Origin of the sequence: Desemzia sp. FAM 23988, from assembly GCF_045528365.1 — a bacterium.
GTDB lineage: Bacteria > Bacillota > Bacilli > Lactobacillales > Carnobacteriaceae > Desemzia.
This window is the reverse complement of the sequence record NZ_JBGQQS010000020.1, coordinates 1-17410: the sequence shown is the minus strand read 5'-3', so window position 1 is coordinate 17410 and position 17410 is coordinate 1. Positions and strand designations below refer to the sequence as shown.

Genomic DNA, 17410 nt, shown 5'->3' with positions numbered 1-17410 from the left:
ATTGAATTAAGAGATAGCACATTTTAATCCAGCTGATCAGCTGCCAAAATAAAATACAAGGCATTTTGACAGTTAAATACAAGTTCTGTTTCTTGTGAAAAAACAGCTAGAATAGTATGTTAGATGTAAGTTATTTATTACTACTATCTCTTTAGTAGTTAGGTTTTCCTCTGCAATTCAACAACGTACTAATTTGACAAAAAGAAAGGGTGTATAATTTGGAAAACTATCAAAAAGATATGGACCAGATCTATCAAGATTTTGAAGCTTCAAGAGAAGGCTTATCAGACGCAGAAGTTAAACGTAGACAAGAACGCGATGGTCTAAACGAATTAAAACAAAAGAAAAGAGATTCCGTTTTAAAGCTATTTTTAGAAACATTTAAAGACGCAATGGTTGTTGTACTTTTGATTGTAGCTATTATTCAAATGTTGCTGGGTGAAGTAACTGAGTCTCTAATCATATTTGCGGTATTGATGATCAACTCTGTTTTAAGTGTTGTCCAAACCAGAAAAGCTGAAGGTTCATTAGATGCTTTGAAAAATATGTCGGCTCCTTCTGCAAAAGTATTGCGTAATGGTGGAAAAGCCACTGTTGAAGCAAGAGATTTGGTTGTTGGCGACATTGTGAGTTTAGACGCTGGGGATTATGTTCCTGCAGACGGACGTTTGATCGAAGCCGGTTCATTGCAAATCGAAGAAGGTATGTTGACAGGTGAATCTGTTGCCTCTGAAAAGAACACTGATTCCCTAAGCGGAGACGTTCCTCTAGGTGACCGTTCTAATATGGTCTTCAGTGGAACCTTAACTACTTATGGACGTGGATTATTTGTAGTTACAGGAACTGGTAACAACACTGAAATGGGTAAAGTTGCTAGCTTGATCGATGACGCTTCCTCAAAACAGACTCCATTGCAAAAGAAATTAGATGTATTTAGTAAAAAATTGGGTATCGGAATCTTACTATTAAGTATTTTGATCTTTGCTATCCAAGCTGCTCGTATTTTCTTTGGTGATGTGACAGATGTTCAAACCGAACTGCTGAATGCGTTTATGTTTGCTGTAGCCGTTGCCGTTGCTGCTATCCCTGAGGCATTGCAATCTATTGTAACGATCGTATTGTCTGTCGGAACAAATAAAATGGCGAAGAAACACGCTATCATCCGTAAATTACCGGCTGTTGAAACTTTAGGCTCAACAAGTATCATTTGTACGGATAAAACAGGTACATTGACTCAAAATAAAATGACTATCGTAGATTATTTCTTGCCAAATGGACAATCTGGAGAATTCAGTACAACTCCTGATTCTTGGACAGCCGATGAAAAACGCTTGATGGAAATCGCTGTTCTAGCCAATGATTCTAATATTAATGAAGAAGGTCAAGAACTTGGAGATCCTACTGAAGTGGCTATGATCGCATACAGCAATAAATTAAACAAATCGTATGAAGATCTTCGTCGTCAATACCCACGTGAAGCTGAATTGCCATTTGATTCTGACCGTAAATTGATGTCAACCGTCAACACTATCGACGGAGAACGTTTAATGTTGACAAAAGGTGGTCCAGACGTAGTATTTGGCCGCAGTACTAAAATGATGTTGGATGGCGAAGTCGTTGAATTGACTGACGAACGTCTGAAAGCATTGCAAACTCAAAATGAAGCCTTCTCAGATCGTGCATTACGCGTGTTGGCATTTGCTTACAAACCCCTTCCAGAAGGGAATGAAATCAGTTTTGACGACGAGAATGATTTGATTTTAGCTGGTTTAATGGCTATGATCGACCCTCCTCGTGAAGCTGTTTATGGAGCTATTGAAGAAGCTAAGAGCGCCGGAATTAAAACGGTTATGATTACTGGTGACCACAAAACGACAGCTCGTGCCATTGCTCGTGATATTGGTATCTTTGCAGAAGGCGACTTGGCCTTAACAGGACAAGAGTTAGATGCTTTAAGCGAAGAAGAATTGCATGAAAAATTAGAACACATTTCTGTCTACGCTCGTGTTTCACCTGAAAACAAAATCCGTATCGTTCGTGCATGGCAAGACAGAGACAAAGTTTCTGCTATGACAGGTGATGGAGTTAACGACGCTCCTGCTTTAAAACAAGCGGACATTGGTATTGCAATGGGTAGTGGTACTGACGTTGCCAAAGACTCTGCTGCTATGGTATTGACAGATGATAACTTTGTTTCTATCGTGAGTGCTGTTGAAGTTGGTCGTAACGTTTATGACAACATCAAAAAATCGATTGCTTACCTATTCTCAGGTAACTTAGGAGCAATCATCGCGATCATCGCTGCTTTATTAATGAACTGGGTCAGCCCGTTTACAGCATTACAACTACTGTTTATCAACTTAGTCAATGACTCTATTCCTGCTATCGCTTTAGGTATGGAACCTGGTGAGCCAAATGTGATGAATCGTAAACCTCGCGATCCAAATGAGGGTATTTTTGCTGGCGGTACGTTTACTTCTGTAGTCTTCCGTGGAATTTTGATCGGTATTGCCGTTATCATTTCTCAATACATTGGATTAGGTTATTCAGATGAAATGAGTGTTGCAATGGCATTTACGACATTGATCCTAGCTCGTACGTTACAAGTGTTCCCTGCTCGTTCAAATACTCAAACATCCATCGGTGCTGGCTTCTTCTCTAATATGTATGCTATTTACGCATTTATCTTCTGTATGGCATTGTATGGTATCACTATGTTGCCTGGTGTTCGTTCAGTATTTGATGTTCCAGCTGACTTTGGTTTAGAACAATGGGGAATTGCTGCAGGTTTAGCTTTAGCTGCCGTTATCCTTATGGAACTAAAAAAAGTTTTCTTTCCAAGTAAAAATGACTAATTATTAATCTTGTTTAAAACAACAATAGAGGCTTACTCCTACTGGAGTAAGCCTCTATTGTTGTTTTAATGGTTAACTGTTTACTTCTTCTGCTACTGCTGGATGATTACTTTTCATCAATTCATCTACATAACCAACTGTTTCTGGCTGATTTCCTTCTATTTCCTTGATTTTATCCGCAAATTGCGGCAAGTGATCCTTATGGGCGTACAGTAATTCATCTAAAATTGTTTTAGCTAACTTACCGCCAGGAACAAGAGGATTGACTGTAAAGGCCTGTAGTGCAGCACCATAATCTCCGTCAACTGCTGCTCGAATAACGGTTTCTTCCATTCCTTTCATATTTTGGATGATTCCTCTAGCTGCTCCAGATGGGAATGCACCCCAATTGTAAGGTTCGACTCCATGCGCAGTGACCACACCTGACACTTCTACAATACTGTCATACGGCAAGTCAGTGATCGTGCCATTATTTTGAGTAGACACTACCATGGTAGTTTGTTTATCATTTTGAATAGAAGCAATAATCTCACAGGCTGCATCACTATAATGTGTGCCTCCTCGTTGAGACAACTCTTCTGGTTTATAGTCTAATGCAGGATCTTTGTATAGTTCAAACAGACGTTTCTCTGTTTCTTTGACTACTTGAGCTCTTGTTTCGCCTCTTTCAAATTCTTCAATAGAGTGTTGCAGCATTTCATCTTCAATATAGTAATAACGATGATACCCACAAGGCAGCATACCTAAATCTTTGATCTGCTCATAATGGAAAGAAGCACTATGAATATTTTTTAAGTGATTGTCTTCTTCATTTTGTGAAGGTCCATATAAAATGTCGATCAATTCTGCTGTTCTTTCTTTTCCGGTTTTATCCCATACCCGGTGCCAATGGAAATGATTGATTCCAGCAAATTTAAAGAACAATTCATTTTCAGGAATGCCCAATTTTTCAGATGCAGATGAACAATGGCCAATTGGCACATTACATAGTCCAACTGTTCGTTCCCATCCTCCTACTTTGATTGCTGCTTCAGTGACCATTCCTGCAGGATTGGTAAAGTTTACAAGCCATGCATCTGGACATTGTTCTTTCATATCTTCGATAATCTCTAAAATAACCGGAATTGTACGGAAAGCTTTCAGCATTCCACCAGCACCATTTGTTTCCTGTCCTAAAACCCCATGTGATAAAGGAATACGTTCATCTTTGACACGAGCGTCTAACAATCCCACTCTAAACTGAGTCGTCACAAAATCTGCATCTTTCAAAGCTGTTTTACGGTCTAAAGTTAATTCAACGTTCCAGTCTAAACCTGCTGCTTTGACCATCCGTTTAGCCATTTCTCCAACAATCTCCAGCTTTTCTTTACCTTCTTCGATATCTACTAAAACAATATCTTTAATCGGCAGCTGGTCTTTGCGCTTAATGTATCCTTCAATCAATTCTGGTGTGTAACTTGAACCTCCACCAATCGTAACAATTTTCAAAGCTTCTTTAGTCATTGTTATCCTCCTTGGAAAGCGTTTTCTTTTTAAGTACAATTTCACTATAAGATGTGTAATCCATTACAGTCAAGCTTAATTTGAAAAAACCTTTATTACAGAACAAAAAGACTTAACTGTCAGTTGACAAGTGTTATTAACTGAATAAGTTTGCTCAATTGGATAAAATAAAGGTGTCTTACCTTTTTTGTCTTAATACTACTTGATAGCATTTTTGATCCTTAAGGAGGAAATCGACAATGGATTTAAATCTGTATTACGGAAAAGACTATAAGTCTATCCCTATGACTTCTATAAAAAGAAGTCATGGAAAAGAATTGACACCTGATGTCTACGTTTATACTGTCCAGTTTGTTAACCTTTATCTGATTGGAGATATTGTCAGCGACGATTTTGTTATCGTTGATGCCGGCACACCTAATAAAGCTGATGATATTATCTCAGCTGTAGAGGAACGTTTTGGGAGAAATAGTACTCCCAAGGCTATTATTTTGACGCATGGCCACTTCGATCATGTAGGTTCTGTGATCGAACTAGTTCATCACTGGAACATACCTGTTTACGCTCATAAAATGGAACTTCCTTATTTAACAGGGAAAAAAAGCTATGCTAAAGGAGATTCTACTGTCGAAGGTGGATTGATTGCTAAGATGTCTGGAGCTTTCCCTATAGAACCAATCAATTTAGGCTCTCATATCCATCCTTTACCAGAAGATGGAACAGTACCTTATTTATCTGATTTCAAATGGATCCATGTTCCAGGTCATACAGAAGGCCAAATAGCTTTGTTCAGAGATAAAGATCGGCTACTGATCGCGGCAGATGCATTTGTGACTACTAAACAAGACTCTCTCTATCATGTAGTGACACAGAAAAAAGAATTAAGCGGGCCCCCGAGGTACTTGACACCAGATTGGACAGCCGCTAAGGAATCAGTCCGTAAATTAGCAAGTCTGAACCCTTATATAGCCATAACAGGACACGGTCCATCAATGGAAGGAAGCGAGTTAAAAAAGGATTTAAATAAATTAGCAGACAACTTTGATGAAGCGGCTGTTCCCAACTATGGTAAATTTGTAGATGACTCTTCTGAAAGCCAAATCTAAATACCTAAAAAAACGATTCCTTCTATAACAACTGTAGAAGGAATCGTTTTTTCTTTTAGTGTATTCTTTAAACAGATGGTGTTCCAGTTGGAGCATCTGTATCAGTTGTTTGAGCTTCCAAGATTTCTTCTTCTGTTTTACCTTGTTCTAGCATATAAGCTTTTTGGTCTACTAGTTTGAAGAATGGATAGTAAACTAATCCGCCTAAGAAAATTTGGAAAACTTGCAGCAATGCACCTGTCCATCCACTAACTAAGAACCCTGAAAAGATTGGTGGAGTTGTCCAAGGGATGTTGACACCATTGGCTACGTTCACTAATCCTGTTGACATAGCTGCATAAGCAACGATTGCCATAATAATTGGATTAATAATAAATGGAATCAACATAATCGGGTTCAATACAATTGGAATACCAAAAATCAATGGTTCATTAATATTGAACATTCCAGGACCGATGGCTAATTTTCCTAAAGTCTTAAATTGTTTGGATTTTGCAAAGAATAGCGCACATAAGGCTAACCCTAAAGTACTGCCGGCTCCGCCTAGTTTGATAAAATTATCATGGAACTGAGAGTTGATAATGTTTGGCAAAGCTTGTCCTGCTGCAAAAGCTTCCGCATTACCAGCCGTTAAGGACAGCCAGATCGGTGACATAACTCCTGATACGATTTGAGATCCATGAATCCCAAAAGACCAGAGAATTGCTTCAAACAACAGCACAATGATCATTGCAGGCAAAGACCCGCCTAAAGCTAACAATGGTGTTTGCAACACTTCAAAAATGAAATTGTGAGCTGTTTCAAAAGAAGTCATTGCAAACAACATTCTGATAACATTAAAGGAAAGAATAACAAAAAGTCCAGGAATCAAAGATGAAAATGAACGTGCTACATTGCTGGGTACAGATTCAGGCATTTTAATGACCCATCCGCGTTGTACAACAGCTCTCATAATCTCAGTAGCTAAAATAGCTGTAATCATCCCTACAAATAAACCACTTGCGCTTAAGTTAGCAGATGGAATACCTGTAGCTCCTTCGGCTGTAATCAAACTTGGAGTCAAAATCAAGAAAGATACGATAGACAATACGATTGCTGCTACATCATCGACTTTATAATGACTAGATAATGATTTTGAAATACCGATAATAACAAAAGGCGTCATAATATTCATGGTCATATTATAAGGAACCATAAAGAATTCAGACCAGTTAGCCCCAAAAATGCCAGCCATAAAATCTGCATAGCCATTAATGGGAAGATTGGCTAACAGCAAAAAGATCGAACCAATGATCAAAATAGACATTGCTGCAAAAAAACCACTTTTTATAGCGGTTAAATACCGATTTGAATCTAATTTGTAAGCAAGTAGGGCCATTTATTCTTGTAAAAAGTCCAAAAATTTATCCATTTGTATTTCCTCCTCTGAACGGAATGTGTACTCACAACTAAATCCTAAAGAGTAAAAACTGATAAAAATAATAGGGCCTGCAGTATTTCAGGTGCGCTTTTGCTCCTCCTTTCTTTTTTGTAATCGCTTACTTTAGTATCTGATTTTATTTTAATCTATGTTGCTCACCTAAGCAAGTCTTTTTTTTTTAATCTGTTACTTTAATTTTTAATCTTTTATTACGTTTTGCTGAAATACTTGTGTGTTTTCATTAAATCTGTTTATAATGAAAGACAGTGAAAAATTGTACTACCTAAAGGAGAGAAAGGCAATTGAAAAATGAGGCAAACTCATCGAAAGATTGGTTTATCAGATTGTTAAAAGGAGCTGCAGTAGGAATCGGCGGTATATTACCCGGTTTATCAGGCGGTGTCTTAGCTGTTATCTTTGGACTTTATGATGAAATCATTTCATTTTTAGGCAATATCACTAAAAATTTCTTGCAAAATGTTCGTTACTTTTTACCGGTTGGTATCGGCGGCGTTATTGGTGTAGTCATCTTTTCTGCATTTGTTGAAAAAGCTTTTGGCCAATATGAAGCTATGTTTACTTGCTTGTTCATTGGTTTTGTTGTAGGAACTTTCCCCTCTTTATGGAAAACTGCCGGTGAAAAAGGTCGCAATACTGTAGATATCAGCATTCTTGTGATCAGCGCTGTTGGATTGACTCTATTGATGGTGATTGGCGGACAGTCACTGACACAATTAGCTCCCGGCTTTTTAACTTGGGTGTTCTCTGGGGCCTTGATCGGTCTAGGAGTAATCGTTCCCGGAATGAGTCCAAGCAACTTCCTTATTTACTTTGGTTTGTATGAAAAAATGTCTGCAGGAATCAGTTCATTTGATTTTAGTGTGATTATTCCCTTAGTTATCGGCGGCCTGCTGTGCGTATTATTGTTGGCTAAATTAGCAGACTGGTTATTTACTCGCTTCTACTCAAAAATGTATCATTTCATTTTAGGAATGGTGATTGGTTCATCTCTAGCTATTTTCCCAACTGTTATCCTCCCAGCATTCTCATCTGAAGGATTAGCAGCATCTGGATTATCCTTTACGTTGACTTTGGTGTTCTCTCTCATTATGTTTGTGATAGGTGTGATTTTCTCTTACTGGTTCAGTGGAATCGAAGAAAAATATTCGAAATAAATAACTGGGTCGTCTCAATTATGATGGCCTTTTTTTTGATTGAGTTTGTGCTTCTAGTAAAAAGCAATTTATGAGTGACAGAGGTTCTATCTCTCAATAATTGTTCTTAGCAAATTCTCTATCCACTAACAAAATAAACAGCTGCCCTAAAATCGAGTAATAGTCGATTTTGGGACAGCTTGTTCGTTAATGTCAGCCTAGCTCTTGACCATTTGAAGCAATTACATCTTTGTACCAATAGAAGCTGTCCTTGCGTAAACGAGAGAGATCTTTCAAATCAAAGTCTGAACGATTGACGTACACAAATCCATAACGTTTACGGAAACCTTCATGAGTACTGATCAAATCGATCGCGCTCCATGGACAGTAACCAAACAGCTCAACACCATCTGTAATAGCTAATTGAACTTGTTTGATATGGTCTCGCAAATAATTGATGCGATAAGTATCGTGGACCTTTCCATCTTCTGTCAAAGTGTCTCTTCCGCCTAATCCATTTTCAGTGATGACTAACGGTAACGCGTAACGAGAATAGATTTCATTTGCTGTTGTACGTAAACCTTCTGGATCAATCTCCCAGCCAAATTCAGTTTTGTCAAGTGCACCATGTTCTACTTGGCGGAAGAATCCAGGAATTCCTTGTCCTTTTTGTTGGTCAGCACTTGTAGAATCCGTACTCTCTTCTTGAAGCGGATAATATTCAACAGTTCCTGAACTATAGTAGTTAAAGGCAATAAAATCAGCTAAACCAGATTTTAAAGTTTCTTCATCACCTGGTTCGAATTCTGGAGTTGCATCATTAGCTTCTAAGAAAGACCACGCAACATTATTGTATCTCCCATACACTGCCATATCCAAATACAACCAGTTTCGTAATGCATTAAAGGTTTGAGCAGCTTGAATATCTTTTGGACTGTTTGTTTTAGGATAAATGTAGGAGATATTTGGTGCAGGGCCGATTTTAGCCTCTGGCAGCTTATCGTGGCATTGTTTCATCACACGCGCTTGTGCCAAGAGCATGTGGTGATTTTGTTGATACGTCTCTTTCAAGGTACTGGCGCCTCCACCAACAACCGCACCAGCAGACAGAATCATCATATTTTGTTCATTGATGGTTTGCCATAACTTAATTCGATCTCCAAAACGATCAAATAAAATATCACAGTAGCGTACAAATGCATCGACCGTAGCGCGATTGCTCCAGCCGCCCTTTTCTTCTAATGCAGCAGGCAAATCAAAATGGTATACCGTCACTAAAGGTTCAATATTGTATTTCAGTAATTCATCAATCAGAGTATTATAAAACTGGATACCTTCTTCATTGATTTCCCCATCTCCACTTGGAACGATACGTGTCCAGGCAATAGAAAAACGATACGTTGTAAATCCCATTTCGGCTAACAATGCCACATCTTCTTTATAATGATGATAATGGTCCGCTGCTACTTTGAAATCAGAAGTATCCTCTGGAATAACTTTTATATCTTGAACAGATGGCCCCTTTCCGCCTTCATTCCAGGCGCCTTCAATTTGGTAAGCACTTGTTGATCCACCCCATAAAAAGTCTTTTGGAAATGGTTTTGCTGTTTTCTGTTGCATAAAGTTTCCCTCCTTAAATTATACCGCTTTCATTTATTACTTTACCTTATGTAATGCTTTACATTCAAGCACCGATTTTTATTATTTTCAATAAACAATAGTGTTCGTAAACTGAAATTACCATAGAGTTTGTTTGTAAAAAGAGTTATACTACTAGCAACAAATCTTTAAACCACTATGGAGGCTGAAATGAATTTTACTGCTATTGACTTTGAAACAGCTAATTATCAAAAGCACAGCGCTTGTTCTGTAGCTTTAACGATCGTTCGAGACAGTCAAATCGTTGACAATTATTATACCTTATTGAAACCTGACACTTTTTTTGATCAAAGAAACATTCGTATCCATGGTATTTACGAAAGAGATGTGGCAAATGCTCCCACTTTTGCTCAGATCTGGCCAGAGATCAATCCTCTGTTTACACAAAACCAGTTGATCGTTGCCCATAATCTTCCTTTTGATCGAGGTGTACTGCAAGGTTGTCTGGATTACTATCAGCTTGAACAACCTCATTTCCAAACCTTATGCACTGTCCAATCAAGCCGAAAACTATTGTATGAACTGCCAAACCACAAATTAAATACGGTATGCGAATCTTTAGGCATTACACTGGACAATCACCACAATGCTTTGGCAGATAGTGTAGCTTGTGCAAATATCCTTCTTTACCTTGAAGACCATTTTGGGACAACGCCCCTAAAAAAATTAGTCAAATATGTGTAACTAAGTTTTTCAATTCTACTATGGCTAATAGTTAACAGACTCTATATTCTATGCAAAGCAACGGATCTAGCCGATTGCATGGAAATAGAGTCTTTTTAATTTGCCAGCACGATAAATGATGATTCTTCTTCTGGTATTCCTCGCTTCATTTCCTCATTTACTAGACACATATTATTCATATTTAGATTGTAACCGACTGATAAAACAACTTTTATGTCTCTTCATTTTCATTAGAAAATGAACTGAAATCTCATTTTTGAATGCTTATTAGTTGAAATAGGATTCGTATTCCCGTATGCTATAGGGGTACCAAAAATCAGGAGGAGATCACGGTGAATAAATATAAAAGGAAAGGCAAACTGTTTGCCTTTATCGCAACACTTGCTTTTATAATCAACATCCTATTACCAATGCAAGTTGGAGCAAGTGAAACAGATTCAACGAAAGGAACCCCCGAAGACCCGTACATTATTACAACGGACGTTACTTATACACCATTTGAATTTCAAAATGCAGACGGCGAATATGTCGGTATTGACGTTGATATCTTACGTGCCATCGCAGAAGATCAAGGTTTTGAAATTGAACTTAATCCATTAAATTTTAGTGCAGGATTGCAAGCTCTAGAGACCAACCAAGTGGATGGTATGATCGCAGCCATGAGTATTACTCCCGAACGTGAAGAATCGTTTGATTTTTCTGACCCTTACTTTGAAGCTGGGACTGTTATGGCTGTTTCCGAAACGAATGATGAAATCACTTCTTACGATGATTTAGAAGGTAAAACAGTAGCCGTAAAAGTAGGAACTACTGGAGCTAATTTTGTTAATGAATTACAAGAAGAATACAATATCAACGTAAACCAATTTGACGATTCAGCAACTATGTATGAAGACGTTATGGCTGGCCATTCAGATGCTGTTTTTGATGACTACCCTGTAATGGCATATGCTGTTCAACAAGGTCTGAAATTGCAATTCCCGCTTGATCCAGAGTCTGGGGATGTTTACGGATTTGCCGTTAACAAAGATCAAAACCGGGAATTACTCGAAATGTTTAATGCAGGTTTAGCAAATATCCAAGAAAATGGGACTTATGATGAAATTGTCGATCGTTATTTAAGCGAAGATGCTGAACCAGCTGCAGGAAATGGAATCTTCGGTCTACTTGCAGCTAACTGGAAAGACTTAGCCAGTGGCCTAGGCTCTACGTTAGTGTTAACGCTTGTTTCCTTTGCTATTGCATTAGTACTCGGAACTGTTTTGGGATTATTTAGCGCCAGTCCAAATAGAGTGATGAATGTTATATCTTCTATTTATATTACGATTATGCGCGGGATTCCATTAATTGTTCTAGCTTTCTTTATCTATTTTTCAGTACCACAATTGCTTGATATTAAAATGTCTGCCTTTATAGCAGGGGTCACTACATTAACGCTTAATACAGCGGCTTACATTTCAGAACAAGTACGAGGGGGTATTTTAGCTGTTGCTAAAGGACAATTAGAAGCTGGGAGAAGTTTGGGGCTGTCTTACAATACATCCATGAGAAAAATCATTCTTCCACAGGCTATTAAAATAATGATTCCGTCTCTTATCAATCAATTTGTCATTACATTAAAAGACACCTCTATCCTTTCCGTAATCGGGATAGTAGAATTAACACAAACGGGACGTATCGTCATTGCTCGAACATATTCATCTGGCAGCATGTGGTTGATCGTCGGAGCCATTTACATCGTTATTATTACCATTTTAACTTGGCTTTCATCTGTATTGGAAAGGAAACTGACAAATGACTAAACTAAAAGTAGAACATTTAAAGAAAAACTTTGGCGACTTAGAAGTATTAAAAGATTTAAACTTAGAAGTTCAAGAAGGAGAAGTTATTTGCATTATCGGTCCTTCCGGATCAGGTAAGAGTACTTTCCTTCGCTGTATGAATAATTTAGAAGAAATTACCGGTGGTAAAGTCATTGTGGACAATCATGATTTAACGGATCCATCTCAAGACATCAATAAGGTACGCGAAAATATCGGGATGGTGTTTCAACATTTCAACTTATTCCCTCACTTAACTGTACTGGACAACATCATGTTGGCTCCAAAAGAGCTGAAAGACGAATCGAATGACGACATCAAAGCTCGTGCTTTAAAACTATTAGAAACTGTCGGATTGGAAGAAAAAGCAGATGACTATCCGAAATCACTTTCAGGTGGGCAAAAACAACGTGTAGCTATCGCTCGTGCGTTAGCCATGCAGCCAGATATTATGTTGTTTGATGAACCAACAAGTGCTCTTGACCCTGAGATGGTTGGCGATGTTCTGGAAGTTATGCAACGCTTAGCTAGTCAAGGGATGACCATGCTGGTCGTTACTCATGAAATGGGATTTGCCAAGGAAGTTGCTGACCGTGTCATCTTTATGGATGGTGGTTATATCGTTGAGGAAGGTCCTCCTCAAGAAGTCTTCAACAATCCGCAAAATGAACGGACAAAAGATTTCTTAGATAAAGTATTGATCTAAATAGAGAAGAAGGAAGCTGGGGTCATGAACTCCAGCTTCCTTCTTTTTATAATTCATCTATTATTCCATTAAAAATGGCACAACCGCAAGCAGAAAACAAAACACAATTAATCCACCTATAGCCAGCCATGACTGCCATCTAGCCATATTGATCGTACTTCCAATTCCAAATCTCTTCTCCACAAAGACAGCTGGATCTTCGGGATTATAATAAAACACGCCCCACTTCCAGTATTTTTCTTCGTCTACTTCAGTGAATTCATCTGAGTTCTCCTTTATTTGGCTATAAACTAATTTTTCTCCACCTTGTCCATATTTCCAAGTTAAAAATAAACTATACCCGATAATTCCGACGATAAATATGCCTATCACGATACTGACCCATTCAAAGCTGGAATCATCGGCAATGAAAAGAGCATAAAAATTTATTAGTGTAAACAGAAGTTGCAGTGCTACTGAGACAATCAAAAAATAAACAGACCATGCTTTTCGATATTGTTTACTTTGTTTGCTAGTCAACTGTGGGTAATTAGATAACAACTTTTGTTTTGATTTGATGAACGAGTAATTACTGAACGCCATTACAGGTATCATCAGTAATTGGATCGCTGGCACCATCAATACAGACAAATAAGTTTTCTCCACAATTCGATCTGGAACATTTTGACTATTCCAATGAACTGGGAATTCATTTGGGATACTGCGATAGAAGAACAATGTTACAACGACCGTTATCAATACGATCAGCAGTTGTGCCATCACTATCGTTCGAGTCGAAATCGTTTTTAAATCACTATGGTAATTGGTATCCACAATGATTCGCTCTTTTTTGATATCTGTAAAAAGATTGTTCTCTTTTTTCCAGATTTGAATCTTTTTTCTATTGCTCAAATACAAAACAAAAGTCAAAATCATAAATAAAAATACTGCTCCTGTGAAATATAAACTACTCCACATTTCTTGTGCTTGTATATTCTCTATAGTGGAAAAGAAAAATAGTGGTATAGAAAATAGAAGGCTCAAAACAATGTTTTGAATCAAGAAGCGTTTCTTCAGCATTTGAATAAAAGAATCTTGTTGATGAGTGCTTGGGACTGTGATGCCAAAAGGGGTCCCTCTTCTACTATAGTAAGGTGTCACTCCATTAATGACCCCTACTAACAAAAATGTTCCTGTCATGATCATACTAAATAATAGCATGTTTATTTCACCTCTTCTTTCAACTTTTCTTTGATTGTATTCAGCCATTCTTCTATCGTTTGTTCAGAGACGCCGTAAATTTCTGCATCGATTTGAATTTGAGCTAATTTCTCCAGCATCGCTTGTTTTACGTTTTCATGCTGTTTCAAAGAAGACTGATCTTGAATAAAATAACCTCTTTTACTTTTAATCAATACTCCCTCGTCTACTAATAGATTATAAGCCTTATTAACGGTATGCATGTTGATGCCCAAGTCGCTAGCTAAACTTCTTACACTTGGCAAATCTTTATCGATCGAATTGCGATGGATAACAATATTCTTTTTGATTTGATACATTAATTGAGTATAAATAGGTGTTTCATCATGAGGATTGATTTCAATAAACATTTCATCACCGCCCTATTTGTTATATAACTAGTATAACACAAGAATAATAAAATGGACACTTTATTACTTCCTTATTAAAAAAATACCGCTCTCTCCTTTTAGCAAGGGGAAAGCGGTATTCTTCATTTTTATACAGCTTAGAAGCAATGTTGGGGTTCCAAGATTGCTTTTCATAAACTTTTGTATTGCTCAAAAGACACCCCATAATAAATATGATCATGTGTGTTCCCATTAAAGACAGCAATTCCAGGCATACGTCCCCATTGGTTAAATCCATATTTCAGCAGCATATTCTCACTGCCTAAGTTTCCTTCAACAATCATGGCCATCAAGTGGTCATATCCTAATTCTTTTGCGTGATTGATCGTGTGGCTAACTAATGCAGATCCAATACCTTGTTTTCGAAATTTTTTGTTGACGTAATAACTGATTTCAGCAACTTTCTCAACAGCTCTTCTACCTGCTCGATAAGCGCTCAAATGACTATATCCCGCAACCTCTCCATCTACTTCATAAACAAACAATGGATACTCAGCTGTTTGATGGACATCAAACCAGGGAATTCTTTCTTCTATAGTAAATAAATCAATATCACAAGTAATTCCACCTAATGCGACAGCATCATTATAAATACCCACCATTTCGGGTAAATCAGATAGGGTAGCTTTGCGAATTCCTGTTTTAGGCATGACAAAGGTTACGTTTAACAATTTAATTCCTCCTCTTTTTGAGACTTTCATCAACGTTTTCTCTACTCGCAAAAATACATTGGATCTTTCATTCTATTCATTTTTTCCTTTTATGTAAAACGTTAGTTTGATCGATTCATTTTCGCGACAAGTCAAATTATATACGGTGAAAGAGGGAGAAACAATCTTTTTTTTGTAAATTTTTTCTATTTTTTGAACAAAAAAATAACACTCTTCTCTTACGAGGAGAAAGGTGTCTTTAAGCCTATCCGGCCAGTATTATTTGGCATATTGCCCGATTGTTTTTCACTTCATTTTTCGTTCATCTGGTACAACATGTTCTTTTAAAAGCCATTTATGGAAGAACCATTCTCCTGCTCCAATAAGAACTGCACTAATCAGTGTCATCATCCAGATATTTTCAGTATAATCCATCGAGTTCAGGTAGAGATACAGAATGATCGCAGCTGCCCCTGAATCAGCGATAGTAGCTGCAACATTTCCTACTTTTCGTAAAATAACTAAATCACCTAGAATATAGATCAACACTACAATAATTACACCTACTATTGTAGAATCCATAAATGCCACATCGTAAATCAAAGATAAAACAATCCAAACAATTGCCCATATCATAATGGCCTTAATGATCAATGCTTTTACATGTTTCATATTCATTCCTCCTATAAAATATCCTTCTCCATTTTCCAGTTAACAACAAGAAGCAAGCGAATCTTTTTACAGCAATGATACTTATAATTTTCGAATAAAAATTCCTCCTCAACTGATCCAGTATTTTGAAAAAATGAGAGAACTGATAAAAATAACCTTATCTTTATTATAAGTCATCAGTTATAGAAAACAATCAATACGCATTAGTTCAATAGTTGTTCTGCAGTTGGCACTCCACTCTCACATTCAAAAAAGCTCGAATTTTCTAATAGATAGAAGAAAATTCGAGCTTTTTGGATAGTGATTAGAATGATGGTACTTCGTTTACTTTATGTCACCAATCATCATGCTCATTAAACACACGTCTAAATATTCCCCGTTGTCTTTTACCCCACGAGACATGACTGCTTCTAATGTAAACCCCAACTTTTCGTATAAATGACGCGCTTTTTGATTCCGGGCTTGCACAGTCAACTCCAAGCGTTTCAAGACAGATGATTCATTAGCCCACTCAATCATTTCTTTCATCATAGTGGTCCCTAACCCGTAGCCCCAATAGTCTTTTGCGATGACGATGCCTATCTCACCAATATGGCTTAATTTTGGGCTTTGAGAGCCATGCACAGAAGCGGTTCCGATAACTTCATCATTTACCAAGGCAACCAGCAGGACGTTATTATTTGACTCATACAGCTTGGCTAATTGCTCTTGTTCTTCTTCTACCGTGATTCCCGGTCCTTCTTCGCCCATTGTCATAAACCCGGTTTCAAGAGCTGTATGACTCAAATGATTTAAGATGCTTGCAGCATCATCCGGAATAGCTTCTCTGATTAATACATCCAATTGTTCTTCCATCAATTCACCTGCTCCTTAGTCAATATTCCATGCTTCTATTAATTTCTCAAAACGTTTCCCTTTTGGTATAAACGTTATTTTTCGTTCTGACAACTCTTCACCTACTGGTTTTAATTGGATCTCAAGATGCTCTTCTGGAACATCTTCAGGAATAAAAGTCGCCCATTCAATCACTGAAACGCCTTCTCCTTCAAAGTACTCTTCAAGCCCTAAGTCAGTTCCTCCAGTTTCTTCTAAACGATAGACATCCATGTGATACAAAGGCAATCTTCCTTCATCATATTCACGTATAAGCGTATACGTGGGACTTTTAATAATGCGTTGGATTCCTAATCCTTCAGCGATACCTTTTGTAAAAGTTGTTTTGCCAGCTCCTAAATTGCCTTCCAACAACAACACATCTCCTGCTGCTAATTGATCCGCTAAACTAGCTGCTATTTCTTTTGTTTCCATTTCGTTTTTTGCATAGAGTGTTTTCACGTCATTCACCTTTCTTCTCATAGGCAGTTATTGTATTATTTTAATTCATTTGACTAGAAAAAGCGAAAACTAATTTTGAAGAGTTAGTGTCATATCGTTCGAACGTGATAATGTCCTAAGTAGGTCGAAGCATAAAATGTCCCAAAATGATAAAATAAAATCATGAAAAGGATAATACTAACGATGAATGAAGATAAGAAATATAAAGTAATAAAAGC

Annotated in this window: 15 protein-coding genes; 6 read left to right on the top strand and 9 right to left on the bottom strand. The window is 37.5% G+C overall.

The genetic code is table 11. The annotated features are described in order from the left end of the window. The first annotated feature begins 239 nt into the window (after nucleotides 1–239). Nucleotides 240–2855, top strand: a complete 2616-nt coding sequence (locus ACEN4L_RS10425; protein WP_407097180.1) for a cation-translocating P-type ATPase — start codon at nucleotides 240–242, stop codon at nucleotides 2853–2855. Between the two features lie 72 nt (nucleotides 2856–2927). Here ACEN4L_RS10425 and ACEN4L_RS10420 read toward each other — a convergent pair whose 3' ends face one another. Then, complete coding sequence (locus ACEN4L_RS10420; RefSeq protein WP_407097150.1) at nucleotides 2928–4358, bottom strand: 6-phospho-beta-glucosidase; 1431 nt, start codon at nucleotides 4356–4358, stop codon at nucleotides 2928–2930. Nucleotides 4359–4597: 239 nt separating this feature from the next. On the opposite strand from ACEN4L_RS10420, the gene ACEN4L_RS10415 reads away from it, so the two are divergent. Continuing rightward, a complete protein-coding gene (locus ACEN4L_RS10415; RefSeq protein WP_407097149.1) occupies nucleotides 4598–5464 on the top strand; it encodes an MBL fold metallo-hydrolase in 867 nt (288 codons plus the stop codon). A 67-nt stretch (nucleotides 5465–5531) separates the two neighbouring features. Here the strand turns inward: ACEN4L_RS10415 and ACEN4L_RS10410 are convergent, their stop codons facing one another. Then, a complete protein-coding gene (locus tag ACEN4L_RS10410) occupies nucleotides 5532–6842 on the bottom strand; it encodes a PTS sugar transporter subunit IIC (protein WP_407097148.1) in 1311 nt (436 codons plus the stop codon). 344 nt (nucleotides 6843–7186) lie between these two features. Between ACEN4L_RS10410 and ACEN4L_RS10405 the strand changes: the two genes are divergently transcribed. Beyond that, nucleotides 7187–8059 carry a DUF368 domain-containing protein gene (locus ACEN4L_RS10405; RefSeq protein ID WP_407097147.1) on the top strand — a complete coding sequence of 291 codons (873 nt, stop codon included), beginning with the start codon at nucleotides 7187–7189 and terminating at the stop codon, nucleotides 8057–8059. A gap of 192 nt (nucleotides 8060–8251) precedes the next feature. Here the strand turns inward: ACEN4L_RS10405 and ACEN4L_RS10400 are convergent, their stop codons facing one another. Next, a complete protein-coding gene (locus ACEN4L_RS10400) occupies nucleotides 8252–9658 on the bottom strand; it encodes a glycoside hydrolase family 1 protein (RefSeq protein ID WP_407097146.1) in 1407 nt (468 codons plus the stop codon). Nucleotides 9659–9847: 189 nt separating this feature from the next. On the opposite strand from ACEN4L_RS10400, the gene ACEN4L_RS10395 reads away from it, so the two are divergent. The 3 genes from ACEN4L_RS10395 to ACEN4L_RS10385 all read left to right on the top strand — a co-directional run bounded on the left by ACEN4L_RS10395 (nucleotide 9848) and on the right by ACEN4L_RS10385 (nucleotide 12907). Next, nucleotides 9848–10381: a 3'-5' exonuclease gene (locus tag ACEN4L_RS10395; protein WP_079650476.1), complete on the top strand. Its 534-nt coding sequence runs from the start codon at nucleotides 9848–9850 to the stop codon at nucleotides 10379–10381. 332 nt (nucleotides 10382–10713) lie between these two features. After that, nucleotides 10714–12183, top strand: coding sequence for an amino acid ABC transporter substrate-binding protein/permease (locus tag ACEN4L_RS10390; RefSeq protein WP_407097145.1), 1470 nt, complete (start codon nucleotides 10714–10716; stop codon nucleotides 12181–12183). Next, nucleotides 12176–12907: an amino acid ABC transporter ATP-binding protein gene (locus ACEN4L_RS10385; RefSeq protein ID WP_407097144.1), complete on the top strand. Its 732-nt coding sequence runs from the start codon at nucleotides 12176–12178 to the stop codon at nucleotides 12905–12907. Before ACEN4L_RS10390 ends, ACEN4L_RS10385 begins: the two co-directional genes overlap by 8 nt. Before the next feature lie 60 nt (nucleotides 12908–12967). Here the strand turns inward: ACEN4L_RS10385 and ACEN4L_RS10380 are convergent, their stop codons facing one another. The 6 genes from ACEN4L_RS10380 to tsaE all read right to left on the bottom strand — a co-directional run bounded on the left by ACEN4L_RS10380 (nucleotide 12968) and on the right by tsaE (nucleotide 17165). Further along, nucleotides 12968–14107 carry a DUF1648 domain-containing protein gene (locus tag ACEN4L_RS10380; protein WP_407097143.1) on the bottom strand — a complete coding sequence of 380 codons (1140 nt, stop codon included), beginning with the start codon at nucleotides 14105–14107 and terminating at the stop codon, nucleotides 12968–12970. Nucleotides 14108–14109: 2 nt separating this feature from the next. Then, the gene (locus tag ACEN4L_RS10375; protein ID WP_407097142.1) at nucleotides 14110–14496 is read right to left on the bottom strand and encodes a GntR family transcriptional regulator; all 387 of its coding nucleotides are present in this window, start codon (nucleotides 14494–14496) and stop codon (nucleotides 14110–14112) included. A 170-nt stretch (nucleotides 14497–14666) separates the two neighbouring features. After that, on the bottom strand, nucleotides 14667–15206 hold the full coding sequence (locus ACEN4L_RS10370; protein WP_407097141.1) for a GNAT family N-acetyltransferase: 540 nt from the start codon (nucleotides 15204–15206) through the stop codon (nucleotides 14667–14669). Nucleotides 15207–15491: 285 nt separating this feature from the next. Beyond that, entirely contained in the window at nucleotides 15492–15857 is a 366-nt protein-coding gene (locus ACEN4L_RS10365) for a DUF2512 family protein (RefSeq protein WP_407097140.1), read from the bottom strand. A 324-nt stretch (nucleotides 15858–16181) separates the two neighbouring features. Beyond that, complete coding sequence (locus ACEN4L_RS10360; RefSeq protein WP_407097139.1) at nucleotides 16182–16712, bottom strand: GNAT family N-acetyltransferase; 531 nt, start codon at nucleotides 16710–16712, stop codon at nucleotides 16182–16184. Nucleotides 16713–16727: 15 nt separating this feature from the next. After that, nucleotides 16728–17165, bottom strand: coding sequence for a tRNA (adenosine(37)-N6)-threonylcarbamoyltransferase complex ATPase subunit type 1 TsaE (tsaE, locus tag ACEN4L_RS10355; protein ID WP_407097179.1), 438 nt, complete (start codon nucleotides 17163–17165; stop codon nucleotides 16728–16730). Between the last annotated feature and the right edge of the window lie 245 nt (nucleotides 17166–17410).

Excerpts from the sequence above, each read along its gene's own strand:
- ACEN4L_RS10425 (WP_407097180.1), top strand. The coding sequence starts at position 240 with ATGGACCAGATCTATCAAGATTTTGAAGCTTCAAGAGAAGGCTTATCA.
- ACEN4L_RS10420 (WP_407097150.1), bottom strand. The coding sequence starts at position 4,358 with ATGACTAAAGAAGCTTTGAAAATTGTTACGATTGGTGGAGGTTCAAGT.
- ACEN4L_RS10415 (WP_407097149.1), top strand. The coding sequence starts at position 4,598 with ATGGATTTAAATCTGTATTACGGAAAAGACTATAAGTCTATCCCTATG.
- ACEN4L_RS10410 (WP_407097148.1), bottom strand. The coding sequence starts at position 6,842 with ATGGCCCTACTTGCTTACAAATTAGATTCAAATCGGTATTTAACCGCT.
- ACEN4L_RS10400 (WP_407097146.1), bottom strand. The coding sequence starts at position 9,658 with ATGCAACAGAAAACAGCAAAACCATTTCCAAAAGACTTTTTATGGGGT.
- ACEN4L_RS10395 (WP_079650476.1), top strand. The coding sequence starts at position 9,848 with ATGAATTTTACTGCTATTGACTTTGAAACAGCTAATTATCAAAAGCAC.
- ACEN4L_RS10385 (WP_407097144.1), top strand. The coding sequence starts at position 12,176 with ATGACTAAACTAAAAGTAGAACATTTAAAGAAAAACTTTGGCGACTTA.
- ACEN4L_RS10380 (WP_407097143.1), bottom strand. The coding sequence starts at position 14,107 with ATGCTATTATTTAGTATGATCATGACAGGAACATTTTTGTTAGTAGGG.
- ACEN4L_RS10375 (WP_407097142.1), bottom strand. The coding sequence starts at position 14,496 with ATGTTTATTGAAATCAATCCTCATGATGAAACACCTATTTATACTCAA.
- ACEN4L_RS10365 (WP_407097140.1), bottom strand. The coding sequence starts at position 15,857 with ATGAAACATGTAAAAGCATTGATCATTAAGGCCATTATGATATGGGCA.
- ACEN4L_RS10360 (WP_407097139.1), bottom strand. The coding sequence starts at position 16,712 with ATGGAAGAACAATTGGATGTATTAATCAGAGAAGCTATTCCGGATGAT.
- tsaE (WP_407097179.1), bottom strand. The coding sequence starts at position 17,165 with ATGGAAACAAAAGAAATAGCAGCTAGTTTAGCGGATCAATTAGCAGCA.